The organism is Sphingomonas sp. 4RDLI-65 (assembly GCF_049472435.1).
Classification (GTDB): domain Bacteria; phylum Pseudomonadota; class Alphaproteobacteria; order Sphingomonadales; family Sphingomonadaceae; genus Sphingomonas.
The window spans coordinates 526,142-542,453 of the sequence record NZ_JBCEBT010000001.1 but is presented as its reverse complement, the minus strand read 5'-3'; the positions used below and the strand labels follow the sequence as shown (position 1 = coordinate 542,453).

13 protein-coding genes and 1 tRNA gene are annotated in these 16,312 nt (G+C 64.9%); 11 read left to right on the top strand and 3 right to left on the bottom strand.

The genetic code is table 11. The features are described from left to right. Window positions 1-36: 36 nt before the first annotated feature. The 3 genes from VH567_RS02295 to clpX all read left to right on the top strand — a co-directional run bounded on the left by VH567_RS02295 (window position 37) and on the right by clpX (window position 3,256). Complete coding sequence (locus VH567_RS02295) at window positions 37-963, top strand: glycosyltransferase family 2 protein (RefSeq protein ID WP_423322817.1); 927 nt, start codon at window positions 37-39, stop codon at window positions 961-963. A 214-nt stretch (window positions 964-1,177) separates the two neighbouring features. Beyond that, entirely contained in the window at window positions 1,178-1,867 is a 690-nt protein-coding gene (locus VH567_RS02290; protein WP_056048165.1) for an ATP-dependent Clp protease proteolytic subunit, read from the top strand. A 123-nt stretch (window positions 1,868-1,990) separates the two neighbouring features. Next, window positions 1,991-3,256: an ATP-dependent Clp protease ATP-binding subunit ClpX gene (clpX, locus tag VH567_RS02285; RefSeq protein ID WP_056048170.1), complete on the top strand. Its 1,266-nt coding sequence runs from the start codon at window positions 1,991-1,993 to the stop codon at window positions 3,254-3,256. A gap of 426 nt (window positions 3,257-3,682) precedes the next feature. Here the strand turns inward: clpX and VH567_RS02280 are convergent, their stop codons facing one another. Further along, window positions 3,683-4,135, bottom strand: a complete 453-nt coding sequence (locus VH567_RS02280) for a hypothetical protein (RefSeq protein ID WP_423322814.1) — start codon at window positions 4,133-4,135, stop codon at window positions 3,683-3,685. 100 nt (window positions 4,136-4,235) lie between these two features. Between VH567_RS02280 and VH567_RS02275 the strand changes: the two genes are divergently transcribed. Further along, window positions 4,236-5,360, top strand: coding sequence for a calcium:proton antiporter (locus tag VH567_RS02275; protein WP_423322812.1), 1,125 nt, complete (start codon window positions 4,236-4,238; stop codon window positions 5,358-5,360). A 2-nt stretch (window positions 5,361-5,362) separates the two neighbouring features. On the opposite strand, the gene VH567_RS02270 is transcribed toward VH567_RS02275, so the two are convergent. Both VH567_RS02270 and VH567_RS02265 read right to left on the bottom strand, forming a co-directional pair. Continuing rightward, window positions 5,363-5,746: a c-type cytochrome gene (locus VH567_RS02270; protein WP_423322810.1), complete on the bottom strand. Its 384-nt coding sequence runs from the start codon at window positions 5,744-5,746 to the stop codon at window positions 5,363-5,365. Between the two features lie 310 nt (window positions 5,747-6,056). Further along, on the bottom strand, window positions 6,057-7,781 hold the full coding sequence (locus VH567_RS02265; RefSeq protein WP_423322808.1) for a M1 family metallopeptidase: 1,725 nt from the start codon (window positions 7,779-7,781) through the stop codon (window positions 6,057-6,059). Window positions 7,782-8,042: 261 nt separating this feature from the next. Here VH567_RS02265 and lon point away from each other — a divergent pair, with 261 nt between their 5' ends. The 7 genes from lon (at window position 8,043) to VH567_RS02230 (ending at window position 16,238) form a co-directional block, all read left to right on the top strand. Beyond that, window positions 8,043-10,436 (top strand): endopeptidase La, encoded by a 2,394-nt coding sequence (gene lon, locus VH567_RS02260; RefSeq protein WP_423322806.1) that lies wholly within the window; start codon window positions 8,043-8,045, stop codon window positions 10,434-10,436. Window positions 10,437-10,564: 128 nt separating this feature from the next. After that, complete coding sequence (locus VH567_RS02255; protein WP_056048186.1) at window positions 10,565-10,837, top strand: HU family DNA-binding protein; 273 nt, start codon at window positions 10,565-10,567, stop codon at window positions 10,835-10,837. A 207-nt stretch (window positions 10,838-11,044) separates the two neighbouring features. Further along, window positions 11,045-11,119, top strand: a tRNA-Val gene (locus tag VH567_RS02250). A 233-nt stretch (window positions 11,120-11,352) separates the two neighbouring features. Continuing rightward, the gene (locus VH567_RS02245; protein WP_423322804.1) at window positions 11,353-12,000 is read left to right on the top strand and encodes a CerR family C-terminal domain-containing protein; all 648 of its coding nucleotides are present in this window, start codon (window positions 11,353-11,355) and stop codon (window positions 11,998-12,000) included. Continuing rightward, a complete protein-coding gene (locus VH567_RS02240) occupies window positions 11,997-13,160 on the top strand; it encodes an HlyD family secretion protein (protein ID WP_423322802.1) in 1,164 nt (387 codons plus the stop codon). The genes VH567_RS02245 and VH567_RS02240 overlap by 4 nt, the downstream gene beginning before the upstream one ends. Before the next feature lies 1 nt (window position 13,161). Next, a complete protein-coding gene (locus VH567_RS02235; RefSeq protein ID WP_423322800.1) occupies window positions 13,162-14,775 on the top strand; it encodes a DHA2 family efflux MFS transporter permease subunit in 1,614 nt (537 codons plus the stop codon). Next, window positions 14,775-16,238, top strand: a complete 1,464-nt coding sequence (locus VH567_RS02230) for an efflux transporter outer membrane subunit (protein ID WP_423322798.1) — start codon at window positions 14,775-14,777, stop codon at window positions 16,236-16,238. Before VH567_RS02235 ends, VH567_RS02230 begins: the two co-directional genes overlap by 1 nt. Window positions 16,239-16,312: the final 74 nt, after the last annotated feature.

Genomic DNA, 16,312 nt, shown 5'->3' with positions numbered 1-16,312 from the left:
CGGCCGGTGCATCGTTTTTGGTATTGAGGGCAGGGCATGACCGAACCGAGAATCGCCGTCCTGCTCCCCTGCTACAATGAGGACGCCGCGATCGCGCAGACGATCGCGGGCTTCCGCGATGCGCTGCCGGGCGCCACGATCTACGTCTACGACAATAACAGCGCCGATCGCACGATCGAGGTTGCGCGCGCCGCGGGTGCGGTCGTCCGGACCGAGCGCATCCAGGGCAAAGGCGCGGTCGTCCGGCGGATGTTCGCCGACATCGACGCCGACATCTACGTGATGGCCGATGGCGACGCGACCTACGACGCTGCCTCCGCACCGAACCTGGTCAAGCGCGTGCTCGACGAGCAGCTCGACATGGTCGTCGGCTCGCGGATCAGCCAGGTCCAGGAAAGCTATCGCCGCGGCCACCGGTTCGGCAACGCGCTCCTCACCGGCATGCTCGCGCGCCTGTTCGGCCGCAGCTTCACCGACATCCTCTCAGGCTACCGCGTCTTCTCGCGCCGGTTCGTGAAGAGCTTCCCGTCGCTGTCCGCCGGGTTCGAGATCGAGACCGAGATCAGCGTCCACGCGCTCGAGCTGAAGATGCCGATCGGCGAGGTCGAGACGCCCTATTACGCGCGTCCAGAAGGCTCCGAATCGAAGCTCAGCACGTACGGCGACGGCTGGCGCATCCTCCGCACGATCATGACGCTGTACCGCATCGAGCGCCCTCTTTGGTTCTTCGGCGCGATCGGCGGCGTCTTCGGGTTACTCGCGCTGATCCTCGGTATCCCGCTGGTGCTCACGTACATCGAGATCCACCAGGTCCCGCGCTTCCCGACCGCGATCCTGATCACCGGGCTCGGCATCTTCGCCGCGCTCAACGTCTTCACCGGCCTGATCCTGGACACGGTGGTCAGAGGCCGCCGCGAAGTCCGGCGCCTCGCCTACCTCGCATACCCCGCCCCAGGCATCTGACTCCCTCGCCCCTCCGGGGAGAGGGAAGGAGGAGCCGCTTTGGCGACGGGAGGGTGAGGGGCGGTTGGCGGATCCCAACCGCCCCTCACCCTCCCACCCGCAAGTGCGTGCGGGCCCCTCCCTCTCCCCGGAGGGGCGAGGGGTTAAGCGGGGCTTGAACTCCCCTCCCGGACAGCCGATGTTAGCGGTTCACTGGGGCATAAGAGAGATTTCCATGCACAATCCGTTCGAGACCGGCGATTTCGCGAGCCCGTTGGCCAGCGCCGGGCTCGGCCTGCAGCAGACGCAAGCAGGCCTGGTTCCCATCGTCATCGAGCAGTCGAACCGCGGCGAGCGTTCGTTCGACATCTTCTCGCGCCTGCTCCGCGAGCGCATCATCTTCGTGACCGGTGGCGTCGAGGACGGCATGGCCTCGCTGATCACCGCACAGCTGCTCTTCCTCGAGTCTGAGAACCCGAAGAAGGACATCTTCATGTACATCAACTCGCCGGGCGGCGTCGTCACGGCGGGCATGGCGATCCACGACACGATGCGGTACATCCGCCCGCGCGTCGGCACCGTCTGCATCGGCCAGGCCGCGTCGATGGGCAGCTTCCTGCTCGCGAGCGGCGAGCCCGGCATGCGCGTCGCGATGACCAACGCGCGCATCATGATCCATCAGCCATCGGGTGGTGCACAGGGCATGGCCAGCGACATCGAGATCCAGGCGCGCGAGATCCTGCGTATTCGCAAGCGCATGAACGAGCTGTATTCGCAGTATACCGGTCAGCCGATCGAAGAGATCGAACGCCGGATGGACCGCGATACGTTCCTCGAAGCGAACGAGGCGAAGGATTTCGGGCTGATCGACGAGGTATTCGACAAGCGTCCGGCGGTATCCGAGGATGCGCCGAAACCCGCTTGAACGAGACGGGCATGGGGTGAATCGTAAACCCCGCCGGTTTATTTGATTGTAGGAACTCCGGGGTGCGTTACGGTAGCGGCCCCGGAAACGGCACGTGCACCGACATGCGCGAGAGGTGATTGAATGACGAAGCTGAGCGGTGGCGACTCGAAGAGCACCCTCTATTGCTCGTTCTGCGGCAAGTCGCAGCATGAGGTGCGCAAGCTGATCGCGGGTCCAACCGTGTTCATCTGCGACGAGTGCGTCGAACTTTGCAATGACATCATCCGTGAGGAGACGAAGTCGGCGCTGGTGTCCAAGAAGGACGGCGGCGTGCCGACTCCGCAGGAGATCTGCGACGTCCTCGACGATTACGTGATCGGCCAGAAGCGCGCCAAGCGCGTGCTGTCGGTGGCGGTGCACAATCACTACAAGCGGCTCAACCACGGCGCCAAGGGTGCCGATGTCGAGCTTTCGAAGTCGAACATTCTGCTCGTCGGGCCGACCGGTTGCGGCAAGACCTTGCTCGCGCAGACGCTTGCCCGCATCCTCGACGTGCCGTTCACGATGGCCGATGCGACGACGCTGACCGAGGCCGGCTATGTCGGCGAGGATGTCGAGAACATCATCCTCAAGCTGCTCCAGGCGTCGGACTACAACGTCGAGCGGGCGCAGCGCGGGATTGTCTATATCGACGAGATCGACAAGATTTCGCGCAAGGCCGAGAACCCCTCGATCACGCGCGACGTGTCGGGCGAGGGTGTGCAGCAGGCGTTGCTCAAGCTGATGGAAGGCACGACGGCGTCGGTGCCGCCGCAGGGTGGTCGTAAGCATCCGCAGCAGGAATTCCTGCAGGTTGATACGACGAACATCCTGTTCATCTGCGGCGGTGCGTTCTCGGGTCTCGAGAAGATCATCGGCGATCGCCTCCAGGGCAAGTCGATCGGTTTCGGCGCGTATGTCGCCGGGCCGGACGAGCGCAAGACGGGCGAGACGCTGAAGTCGGTCGAGCCTGAGGATCTGCTGAAGTTCGGTCTTATTCCCGAGTTCGTCGGTCGTCTGCCGGTGATCGCGACGCTCGAGGATCTCGATGTCGACGCGCTGGTGAAGATCCTCAAGGAGCCGAAGAACGCGCTGGTCAAGCAGTACCAGAAACTGTTCGAGATGGAGGACGTCGCGCTCGGCTTTACCGACGACGCGCTGGTGTCGGTCGCCAAGAAGGGCATCGAACGCAAGACCGGCGCGCGCGGACTTCGCTCGATCCTCGAGAGCATCCTGCTCGACACGATGTTCGACCTGCCCGGCATGGACGGCGTCGACGAGGTGATGATCGACAAGGACGTGATCGAAGGCCGCAAGGAACCGATCCGCGTTTATGCGGAGAAGAAGAAGACTGGCGACGCTGCGTAGCGCGGTGCTGGTCTGAGATACGGGAGAGGGCGTCGAGCGATCGGCGCCCTTTTTCGTTTTGCGGAGAGCGCGCGGTCCGCAAACGCCCCACCCGTTGGGGTGAAACTCGCCCATAAAACCCGATACGTCATCCTGACGAAAGTCAGGACCCAGAGCCAAGAAGACCTGCGCTTTGTACCCTGGATCCTGACTTTCGTTAGGATAACGGACGGCATCAGCCGGGCTGAGATCACTTCGTTCCTCCCCTGCAACGGGAGGTGGCGCGAAGCGACGGAGGGGTGATGGCCTATCGTGAGCGGGTCACCCCTCCGTCAGCGCCCTGCGCTGCCACCTCCCCTTGCAGGAGAGGATTTCTCGATGGGCCTGATCGACCTCTCGGTCGTCACCCATCGTCAGGGGAACGGTGAGAGCGGCTCCGATGCTATCTTAAGAAGCCAAAAGCCGAGCCCGCTCCAGATCCTTTGGGCGCCCGAACAGCCTGAGCATTCCGGCTAGCTTCTCTCGCTCAGGCACGTAAACGACGGACCCCTCGACAAGGACAGGCATGCGCGTCCTCGGCAAAACCTCCGTCCACCCAGCCGCCGTCGCAACATAAAACCCCGCCATGATCTCGACGATCAAAGGCGGCGTCTCCCACCGTCCGAACAGCGTCGATCTGAAAAGCGAACTCGCGCCGTCCTCGATTGGTGTGATACCAAGCGCATCCATCAGTCGCCGGGCATCGCCGACGCTCATAACCAAATCGACGTCGCCAACCTCGATCGGCGTCACCCCGTGAAGCGCCACCGCCGCGCTCGCAATGACCCACCACGGGTCCCGCGCATCTCGCATCGCCTCGGCCACCATGACCAGGGTTTCGCGAAGATCGGGCGCCAGCATCGCAGCAACCTACCCGATCCCCAGCCCACTGCAATCGCCCCGACTCGGACCCTTATCGCCCCTCACGCATTCGTTATCCAAGTGGAACGAGGGAGCATGCATGACGATCGAAGTGGCCGACCGACCGAACGAACACGTGGTAGAAACAATGCCGGACCGGATGGCACTCCCGATCTGGACGCTGATCGCCCCGGGTCTGGGCCTCGTCGCAGTCCTGATCGGTCTCGCCAAGATGGGCACGCTCGGCACCGCCGCCGCCGTGATCGTGTTGATCGGCAGCGTGCTCGCCGCCGTCCATCACGCCGAAGTGATCGCGCACAAGGTCGGCGAACCGTTCGGCACGCTCGTCCTCGCGATCGCGGTTACCGTGATCGAGGTGTCGCTGATCGTCTCGCTGATGCTCTCCAACGCCGGAGACGCCACCACGCTCGCGCGCGACACGGTGTTCGCGGCGATCATGATCATCCTCAATTTTATCATCGGGATCTGCTTGCTTGCGGGCGCGGTGCGGCATCATGAGCAACGCTTTACGCTGAAGGGCATGACTGCGGCGCTGGGTGTGCTCGCTGCGATGGCGGTGCTGTCGCTGATCCTGCCGAACTACACCTCGTCAACACAGGGCCCGACTTACGCGGCGTCGCAGCTGATGTTCGTCGCGGTGGTGTCGCTGATCCTCTACGGGACATTCGTGCTGGTGCAGACGGTGCGCCACCGCGACTATTTCCTGCCGTCGACCGACGACAAGGACGATCACGCTGCGCCGCCGTCGGGTCGCGCGACGGGGATCGCGTTCGCGGCGTTGCTGGTGGCGCTCGTGTCGGTGGTGCTGCTCGCGAAGACGCTGTCGCCGACTATCGAGGCGGCGGTGCTCGGTGCGGGCCTCCCGCTGACGGTGGTCGGCGTCGTGATCGCTGCGCTGGTGCTCGCGCCGGAAAGTCTGGCCGCCTACAAATCCGCACGACGCAACCGGTTGCAGACCAGCCTCAACCTCGCGCTTGGCTCCGCGCTGGCGACGATCGGGCTGACGATCCCGAGCGTGGCGATCGTGTCGCTAGTGCTCGACCTGCCGATCGCGCTCGGCATCGATGCTAAGAGCATGACCCTGCTCGCATTGTCGCTGTTCGTGGCGACGCTGTCGCTCGGCACCGGGCGGACCACGGTGCTGCAGGGTGTCGTCCACCTCGTGATCTTCGCGGCCTATCTGTTCACAACGGTGGTGCCGTAAGTTCAGGGGCCTTGCGTCGACAGGTATGCGATGACGTCGGCGCGGTCCTGCGGGTTGGGTAGGCCCGCGAACGCCATGGTCGTGCCGGGCACCATCCGGCGCGGGTTGGCAAGCCATCGGTCCACACGTTCGGCGTCCCAATTTCCGCCGAGCGCCTTCAGACCCGCGGTGTACGAGAACCGCGTGCGCCGCTCGCCGATCGGTGCGTTCATCACGCCGTAGAGGTTCGGCCCGTCGGTGTCGGTCGCATATTGGCCGATCGTGTGACACGCGGTGCAGCGTTGGAACACGCGCTTGCCGTCGGCGATCTGGTCGCTCGCGGCATCATGGCCCGAACCGCATCCGGCCAGCGCGAGCGCCAGCGGAACCCAGCCCGTGGCCTTCATCGCTTTTGACGCGCGGCCAAGGCGAGACCAGCGGCGATCTGCGCCACCGCATATAGGCGTCGCCGACCGGGGCGGTCGACGAACGGCTTCACAAGTTTCTCGGTACCGAGCGCATCGTCCTTCCAAAGATCAACGTGCCGACGGGGCTGGAGGAGGCCGATCAAGCCATCGCCTACCATGAAGAGCGCCGCCATTTCCGCCGCGCGAGAAGGCCACGGCCCGTTCTCCTGCGCACGCAGGAGGCCAGGAGTATCTAGCGGTGTCTCTTGGAGCCCTGGACCCCCGCGTTCGCGGGGGAACGATGAAGACGTCATTGGGGCTTGGCCTTCGCAGCTTGCGCGGCTTTCCAGGCGGCCACGTCTTCGAGCGCGACGCTACGCCGGAGGACCAGTGCGTCCGGATCGATCACGACATGCGCGCCGGCCGGGACGGACAGGTTCGCCTTCCCGCCCGTCATCGGCAGCGTCCGCGTCTTCCCATCGATCTGCACCTGTACCGGCAGCGGGAAGGGGCCATTGCCCGGCACCTTCCACGCCAGCGCGAGCGTGTTCCCGGTCCGCGTCTCGACCAGTTCGGGCAGGGCGGCCTGCCGAAGATACACGTCGAAGAACCATGTATAGTCCTTCCCCGTCACCTTCCGGACGAGCGCCTCATATTCCTTGGTCGACCCGAACCGCGGCGCGAAATTGCCCGGCTTCGGATCCGAGCGCCCGTACACCGCGAGCCGGGTAACATCGAAGAACGCCTTGTCGCCGATCAGCCCCCGCAGCGTGTGAAGCATCCACGAGCCCTTGTAATAAATGTCCTGCCCAGCACCGCCCTTGTCGAGTTCGTACACCTCCTCCTCGGTGGTGATGCGCTGCTGCGTGATCGGCTTGAGGTTCATGATCGACGCGCGCTCGGTCTGCATGATCGTCGCGTACCGCGCACGCCCCTCGCGCCACTGGCCATAGAGCGGCTGCATGTAAGTGCCATACCCCTCGTGCAGCCAGTAATCGTCCCAATTGGCGGCGGTCAGTTGGTTGCCGAACCATTCATGCGCGAATTCGTGCTGGAACAGCCAGTCGAACCCCTCCGGCGCCTTGGCGTATTCGTTGCCGTAGGCGTTGATCGTCTGGTGCTCCATGCCCTTGTGCGGCGTCTCGACCACGCCGACCTTCTCGTCGCCGAACGGGTAGGGGCCGATCATGCTCTCGAAGAAATCGAGCGTCGGCGCGAACTCGGCGAACAGCTTTTCCGCCTGAGGTTTTTCGCCCGGGAGGTACCAATAATACATCGGGATGCTGTTGCCGAAGCGGCTCTTGTACGTGCCGCTGATCTCCTCATACGGTCCGACGTTCAGCGCGATGCCGTAGGTGTTGGGGTGCTTGGCGCGCCAGTTCCACGTCGTCCGGCCGTCAGCTAGCGTATCGACGCCGAGCAGCACGCCGTTCGAGGGCGCCTTCAGGCCCTTCGGCACGGTGATGTGCAGCGTCACCAGCGCGGGCTCGCCGGTCGGGAAATCGAGGCACGGCCAGAACAGGTCGCAGCCATAGCCTTCCGCGGTGGTCGCGAACCAGGTGCGGCCGTCCGGCGTCTTCGACCAGACCATGCCGTCGTCCCACGGCGCCTTCACCGCGACGTGCGGCGTGCCGCCATAGGTGATCTTCGCGGTGACTTTCCCGCCGGCCGGGACGGGTTTGGGCAGCGTGATCGTCAACCGTCCTTCGGGATTAGTCCAAGCCAAGGGCGCGAGCGGAACGCCGTCGATCGCGATCGCGCTGACCGGCAGGTTGCGGTCGAGGTCGATCGGCAGGCGGGTTAGGGGGGCTTTCGCGGTGAAGACCAGCGTTGCCACGCCGTTCAAACTCTCCGTCTCCGGCAGGACTTCGAACGCGAGGTCGGCGCTGTCGAACCGTAGCGCGGTCTGCTCGGGTGTCAGTACGCCGCCGGACCGCTGGGTTTGCGTGGTGATCGCGGGCTCGCCCTTCTTCGGCAGTGGGGCGGCGGCAAGAAGCGCGGTGGCGCTGGCGGCGAGAAGGAGACGGGAACTCATGCGGCGTTCTCGCGCGGCGGTCATGGCGACACAAGCCCCCTCCGTCATGCCGGGCTCGTTCCGGCATCCACCGTTCCGCACGCCCGAGAGACGTGAGTTCGCGGTAAGGTGGACCCCGGAACGAGCCCGGGGTGACGCAGTGGGGGAGGCATTGTCGGCCCCGACAAATACCGATCCAACCGCCAACCAATTGATGGACGCTTCATCCTCACCATATAAGCTGTAGACTATGCCCCCATGCAGGCACCCACCGGAGCGTTCATGACCCAGTACCCCGTCCTTCCCCTTCGCGACATCGTCGTGTTCCCGCACATGATCGTGCCGCTGTTCGTCGGCCGCGATAAATCCGTTGCCGCGCTTGAAGCGGCGATGGCGGCGGACAAGGAGATCTATCTGGTCGCGCAGGTCGATCCCGCCGAGGACGATCCTTCGCGCGACGACCTGTATTCGATGGGCGTCACCGCGACCGTCCTGCAGCTGCTGAAGCTCCCCGACGGCACCGTTCGCGTGCTGGTCGAGGGCAAGCAGCGCGCGACGCTGGAAACGCTGGACGAGAGCGGCGAGTTCCTGACCGCCACGGTCGAGACGGTCGCCGATGCCGAGGTCGAGGGCGCCGAGGTCACCGCTCTGATGCGCTCGGTCGTCGACCAGTTCGAGAACTACGCCAAGCTCAACCGCAAGCTCGCGTCCGAGACCGCGGTCCAGATGTCGGAGATCGAGGACGCGTCGAAGCTGTCCGACGCGGTTGTCGCCAACATCGCGATCAAGGTCGCCGAAAAGCAGGCGATGCTGATCGAAACCAACCCGTCGAAGCGTCTCGAGATGGCGATGGTCGCGATGGAGGGCGAGCTGGGCGTCCTGCAGGTCGAGAAGAAGATCAAGAGCCGCGTCAAGCGCCAGATGGAGAAGACGCAGCGCGAATATTACCTCAACGAGCAGTTGAAGGCGATCCAGCGCGAGCTCGGCAACGAGGGCGATGATGGCGAAGGCGACGAGATTGCCGAGCTGACGCAGAAGATCGCGACGCTCAAGATGAGCAAGGAAGCGCGCGGCAAGGCCACGTCGGAGCTCAAGAAGCTCAAGACGATGGCGCCGATGAGCGCCGAAGCGACCGTCGTGCGCAATTATCTTGACGTGCTGCTCGGGCTCCCCTGGGGCAAGAAGTCGAAGATCAAGAAGGACATCGCCGCCGCACAGGTGACGCTGGATGAGGATCATTACGCGCTTGAGAAGGTCAAGGACCGGATCGTCGAGTATCTCGCGGTGCAAGCGCGCACCAACAAACTGAAGGGGCCGATCCTGTGCCTCGTCGGTCCTCCGGGCGTCGGCAAGACCTCGCTCGGCAAGTCGATCGCGAAGGCGACGGGGCGCGAGTTCATCCGCCAGTCGCTGGGCGGCGTGCGTGACGAAGCCGAGATCCGCGGTCATCGCCGCACCTATATCGGCTCGCTGCCGGGCAAGATCGTGACGAACCTGAAAAAGGCCGGCACGTCGAACCCGCTGTTCCTGCTCGACGAGATCGACAAGCTCGGCCAGGATTTCCGCGGCGATCCGGCGTCGGCGTTGCTCGAGGTCCTCGACCCGGAGCAGAACGGCAAGTTCCAGGACCATTATCTGGAAGTCGACATAGACTTGTCCGACGTAATGTTCGTCTGCACGGCCAACTCGCTGAACCTGCCGCAGGCGCTCCTTGATCGCATGGAGATCATCCGTCTCGAGGGCTATACCGAGGACGAGAAGGTGGAGATCGCCGAGCGTCATCTCGTCGAGAAGCAGATCGAGGCGCATGGCCTGAAGCCGGGCGAGTTCACGCTGACGCAGGAGGGGCTTCGCACCCTCATCCAGCAGTACACGCGGGAAGCCGGTGTGCGTACGCTCGAGCGCGAGATCGCCAAGCTGTGCCGCAAGGCGCTGCGCCAGATCCTTGAGAACAAGACCACCAGCGTCACGATCACGCCCGAGAACATCGGTGAGTATGCCGGCGTGCAGAAGTATCGCCACGGGCTCGGCGAGACCGAGAACCAGATCGGTGCGGTCACCGGGCTCGCTTGGACCGAGGTCGGCGGCGAACTGCTGACGATCGAGAGCGTGACGGTTGCGGGCAAGGGCCAGGCAAAGCTCACCGGCAAGCTCGGCGACGTGATGAAGGAGTCGATCGAGACCGCGTTCAGCTTCGTCAAGGCACGCGCGCCGAGCTACGGGATCAAGCCGAGCCTGTTCGCGCGGAAGGATATCCACATCCATCTGCCCGAGGGTGCGGTACCGAAGGACGGTCCGTCGGCAGGCATCGGCATGGTCACGTCGATCGTCTCGACGCTGACCGGCGTGCCGATCCGGCGCGAGGTGGCGATGACCGGCGAGGTCACGCTGCGCGGCCGCGTGCTGCCGATCGGTGGCCTCAAGGAGAAGCTGCTCGCGGCGCTCCGGGGTGGAATCGAGACGGTGCTGATCCCGGCGGAGAACGAGAAGGACCTCGCGGAGATCCCGGCGAACATCAAGGCGGGGCTGAAGATCATCCCGGTGTCCCATGTCGACGAGGTGCTTCGCCTTGCGCTGACCGAGCCGCTCGAGGCGATCGAGTGGACCGACGCGGACGAGCTGGCGGCACTGCCACCGGCACCGATCCCGCCGGTCGGTGGCGGTCTTCACCACTGATCGAGGTTGGGGTCATACTTGGCTTACGCGGCGGTTTCGTTTGACAGCAGACGGAGCCGCCGCATTATTGCGCGCTGGCCGCGGCCGTGATTCATTCGTGGCCGAATTGAGACTTTCCGGGGGACTATATGAACAAGCAGGAACTGATCGCGACGGTCGCCGACACGTCCGGGCTGGTGAAAGCCGACGCGGTCAAGGCCGTCGAAGCGGTGTTCGACGCGATCGAAGCGTCTCTGAAGAAGGGCGACGAGGTCCGCCTGGTCGGTTTCGGCACGTTCTCGATCTCGAAGCGCAAGGCGTCGACCGGCCGCAACCCCCGCACCGGCGAGCCGATGACGATCAAGGCTTCGACCCAGCCGAAGTTCAAGGCGGGCAAGGGCCTGAAGGACGCGGTCAACTAACAACCCGTCATGCCGGGCTTGTTCCGGCATCCACCGTTGGACTTGATCATCGGCCTTTGACAGGCGGAACGGTGGACCCCGGAACGAGTCCGGGGTGACGGAGTGGGTTTGGCGAACCTTGGATTGCCTATGCAAGGTCCTGACACGGCCGAAAGGGCTGGACAGGCGGACGGGGTCTGCCTAAAGGCCCGCTTCCGAACGAGTTTCGGGCGCGTAGCTCAGTGGTAGAGCACACCCTTCACACGGGTGGGGTCGCTGGTTCAATCCCAGCCGCGCCCACCATTATCAGGCCATCAACTCAATGAGTTGGTGGCCTTTGTTGTTTCTGGTGCTCCCGGAATGCCTGCAAGATCTGGCGGTATCCGACTGTTCTTTCGAGAAGGCGGAAGTCCAGGGTAAAAGAGCGCATCGTCCGTAATCCTGGACCCCCGCATGCGCGAGGGAACAGAAGGTGGAACGTCGCCGATCTCAACATGACATCTTCTTCATTAGGTTCGTTCGTTCGATCGAACTAAATGCGCCGCGTGCTTCAATCCCGACTCCTAGACATCGCGATCAGCGAATTCGGTACCAAGGGGCTCGAGGGGGCCAGCACGCGCGGGATCGCTGCTGCGGCAGGGACCGCGATGTCGTCGATCACCTATCATTACGGCGGCAAGGAGGGCTTGTACCTCGCCGCCGCCGATCGGATCGCCGAGCGCATGTCAGCGGTCCTGGGCGATCCGTCTGAGCTGTCGCACGACCTTGCGGCCGACGACGCGAGCGAAGCCCGCGCGCAAATCCATAGCATCTTCGGCCGGCTGGCGGACAAGATGGCGAGCAACGAGAGCGCCGACTGGACGCTGTTCGTGCTCCGCGAGCAGATGAAGCCGGGCGAGGCGTTCGAGCGCATCTATGGCGGCGTCATGGGCCAGATGGTGCGCAAGCTCGGCGACCTGGTCTGTATCGCCACCGGCTGCGCCGAGATCCGCACCGGCCGGATCGCGACGATCACCTTGATGGGGCAGGTACTGACGTTGCGCGCAAGCCGGGCGACCTGCCTCAAACTGCTCGAGCGTGACACGCTCGAGCTCTCCGACATCCTCGATATCAAGGCGCGGATCGACGCCAATATCGACGCCATTCTCGATTCGATGCGTGCTGAAGAACAGGGCCAGGCATGACCGACCAGACGAACCACTCCGACACCGATCACGACGAGGATCGTAAGTCCGATCCGAACGGCGAGGATCAGCAGTCCGATACCGACCAGCAGGATGAGTCCGACGACGACGACAAGAAGCCGTCGGTGTTCAAGAAGCCGCTGTTCTGGATCATCCTCGTCATCGTCGTCGGTGGGCTGATTATCGGTGGCGTGCTCTACTGGCTCCATGCACGGCAGTTCGAATCGACCGACGATGCGTTCGTCGACACGCACATCGTCCGCCTCGCGCCGCAGGTCGCAGGCACGCTGGTGCAGGTCGCCGATATCGACAACCGTCATGTCGAGGCCGGGCGGCTGCTGGCCGTGATCAAGGCGTCGGGTCGCGATGCACAGGTCGCCGAGGCGCAGGCGAACGAGTCGCAGGCGCGCGCGCAGTTCGCGCAGGCGCAGGCGCAGGTCACCGCTGCCGAGGCGCAACGCCAGCAGGCCGCCGCACAGGCACGCGTGCCAATGGCGGCTGCGGTGAAGGCGCAGCAGGATCTCGCGCGGTACGAGGCGTTGCTGCGGCTCGATCCGAGCGCTGTCGCCGGGCAACAGCTCGATCAGGCGCGCGCCACCGCTCGCCAGACCGCCGCCGATGCCGCTGCCGCCCGCGAGCAGATCGACACCGCCTCCGCCCAGATCAGCGTCGCCAGGAAGCAGGTCGGCGCGGCTAAGTCGGTGATCGACGCCCGCCGCGCGCAGGTCGATCAGGCGAACGTCACGATCGGCGATCTCCGCCTGACCGCGCCGGTTGCCGGCCAGGTCGTCAACCGCTCGGTGAACGTCGGCTCCTATGTCGCGCCCGGCACGCAGCTGATGGCGATCATCCCAGACAAAATGTGGGTGACCGCGAACTTCAAGGAAACGCAACTTACCCTGATGCGGATCGGCCAGCCCGTCGACATCCATGTCGATGCGTATCCCGGCGTCGACTTCAAGGGGCATGTCGACTCGATCCAGCGCGGCGCGGGCCAGGCGTTCGCCTTGCTGCCCCCCCAGAATGCGACCGGCAATTACGTGAAGGTCGTCCAGCGCGTCCCAGTGCGGATCGTATTCGACGCGAAGAACGGCCCCGATCCGAAGCGCTATCCGATCGGCCCCGGCATGTCGGTGGTGCCGACCGTCAAGGTCCGCTGAGGTGGCAAAAGCTCCCGCAAAGGCCGGTGCGGGCGGCCACACCTGGTCGCCGAGCCGGTCGGCGGCGGGCAAGTACAGCCCGTGGCTGATCGTCGCGATCATCTCGATCCCGACCTTCATGGAGGTGCTAGACACCTCGATCGCCAACGTCGCGCTCGATCATATTTCCGGCGGGCTGTCGATCACCACCGATCAGGCGACGTGGGTGCTGACCAGCTACCTCGTCGCCAACGCGATCGTCATCCCGATCTCGGGCTGGCTGTCGGACGCGATCGGGCGGAAGCGCTATTTCCTGCTGTCGATCGCGCTGTTCACGCTCGCATCGCTGCTCTGCGGCCTGGCGCCGAACATCGGTACGCTGGTCGTCGCGCGCGTGCTGCAAGGTATCGGCGGCGGCGGCCTCGCGCCGGTCGAACAGTCGATCCTCGCCGACACCTTCCCCCCCGAAAAGCGCGGCATGGCGTTCGCCGCGTTTGCGATCGTCGTCGTCGTGGGCCCCGTGCTCGGGCCGACGCTGGGCGGCTACATCGTCGAATATTCGAGCTGGCACTGGGTGTTCCTGATCAACGTTCCCGTCGGCATCGCCGCATGGTTCGCAGTCGAGACCTTCGTCGACGAGCCGCCGCAGGTGAGGAAGGACCGCGACGCGCGCTTCAAGAACGGCCTGACGATCGACTATATCGGCGTCATCCTGGTCGTGCTGGGCCTGGGCTTCCTCGAACTCACCTTCGACCGCGGCGAGCGCGAGGACTGGTTCGCGAGCGGCTTCATCGTCATGTCGGCGGGCATCGCCGCGGTGTCGCTGATCGCGCTGGTGATCTGGGAGCTCAACCACAAGGATCCGGTGGTCGACCTGAAGCTGATGAAGAATCGCAATTTCGCGCTGACCATCGGCATCATGGGCGTGGTCGGCATGATCATGTTCGGCACCACGCAGCTGATCCCGCAGATGCTGCAGCAGGTGCTCGGCTACAGCTCGCTCGATGCTGGGCTCGCGCTGACCGCAGGCGGGCTCGCGACGCTGGTGATGGTGCCGTTCGCAGGCCGGCTCAGCGGCGTGGTCGACGTGCGCTTCCTGCTGTTCCCGGCGCTGCTGGTGCAGGCGTTCGCGCTGTGGAACATGAGCCACCTGAGCGCCGACATCGCGTTTTCCGACGCGGCGTTCGCGCGGCTGTTTCAGGCGATGGCGCTGCCGTTCCTGTTCGTGCCGATCAACGCGATCGCCTATGTCGGTCTCAAGCAGACGCAGACCGCGCAGGCGTCGAGCCTGCTCAACGTCGCACGCAATCTGGGCGGGTCGATCGGCATCTGCTTCGCGCAGACGCAGCTTGCGGGCGGGTTGCAGCGGCACCAGTCGGAACTGACCCAGACGCTCAACCCGCTCGATCCGAACTATACCGACTGGATGCAGAAGGCGGCGAACGTGTTCGGCGGCCAGGGCGACGCGACGACGCCATTAGCCGTTCTCTACAGTCAGATGCAGCGGCAGGCGACGATGCTCGCGTTCCTCGATGTGTTCCGCGCGATGATGGTGGTCGTGCTGGTCGTCGCGCCACTGGTTCTATTCATGCGCTCCGGCAAGACCGGCAGCGCGCCCTCGGGAGGGATGCATTGATGCGTGCGCGGTTCATGGTGGTTGCGGTCGCAGCCCTGCTCGCGGGGTGCACCGTCGGCCCGAACTACACGCCGCCCGAGATGGCGGTGCCGCCGTCGTTCGTCGGTCCGCAGGCTACAGTCGGTGCTTCGGTTGACCCAGCGCGCTGGTGGTCGGCGTTTGGCGATCCGCAGCTAGACGGCCTCGTCGAGCGCGCGCTGAAGGGCAATCCCGACATCGCGATCGCCGCCTCGCGCGTGCGTCAGGCGCGATTGCAGGAGATCGTCGCGCGGTCGCAAGGGTTGCCGAGCGTCAACGCGAGCGCCAGCCCGAGCCATATCGAGTTCAGCAAGAACGCCGGCCTCTCGTCGATCGCGCGCGCGTTCAGCGGCGGCACGGGGGCGGGTGGTACCGGTTCGACTGGCGGCATCGCGCTGCCCGGCAGTGGCATCACGACGTACTCGGTCGGCTTCGATGCAAGCTGGGAACTCGACCTGTTCGGCGGTGTCCGACGTAGTACCGAGGGGGCACGTGCTCGCACCGAAGCGGCGGTCTGGTCGAAGCGCGACGCTGCGGTGACGCTCGCCGCCGAAGTCGCGCAGGCGTATTTCGCGCTCCGGCTCGACCAGGCGCAGCTCGCGACGATCGAGGGCGAGATCGCCAACCAGCAGCGCGCGCTGACGATCGCGGGCAACATCGCCAAGGTCGGCCTCGTCCCGCCGATCGACGTCACGCGCCAACGCGCTTCGATAACGTCGACGCAGGCGCGTGCCGAACCGGTCCGCGCCGATGTCGATGTCCGTATGCACGCGCTGGCGATTCTGCTCGGCGAGCCGCCCGCAACGCTGATGACCGAACTCGCGGCGCCGTCGGTCGCACCGCTTGGCGTGCCGACGATCCCGGCGGGCTTGCCCTCCGAGTTGTTGCGTCGTCGGCCAGACATCCGCGCGGCCGAACGCGATCTGGCGGCGGCGACCGCCGATATCGGCGTCGCGGTGGCGGATATGTATCCGAAGTTCAGCTTTACCGGCATGAGCCAGCTGATCTCGACTGCGCTCGGCAATCTGTTCTCGGGCGACAGCCTTCAGCTGACCGCGAGCGGTGCGGCGCAGTTTCCGCTGCTCGACTGGGGCCGGCGCAAGTCGACTGTAAAATCGCGCGAGGAGGACCGTGAGCAGGCGTATCTCCGCTATCGCTCGACTGTGTTGCAGGCGTTGCGCGACGTCGAGGACCCATTGGCGCAGATCGCCGCCGAACGCCGGCGGAACGCGGCGCTGCAACGCGCGGTGGTCGATGCGCAGAGTAGCGCGAAGGCGGCGGAGTCGCAGTATCGTACTGGGTTCGTCGCGCAGAATACGCTGCTGGATGCGGAAACCGATGTGCTCTCGGCGCGCGAGCAGCTGGTGGCGAGCGATGCGCAGTTGCGGCAGCTGACGGTTGCGCTGTTCAAGGCGCTCGGGGGCGGTTGGGAGCAGGCGGAGTAGAGGGTCGCCCTTATTCGCCTGTTACCCGCACTAACTTGTTCTCCCGCGAAGGCGGGAGACCAGTCTGGGCTCCC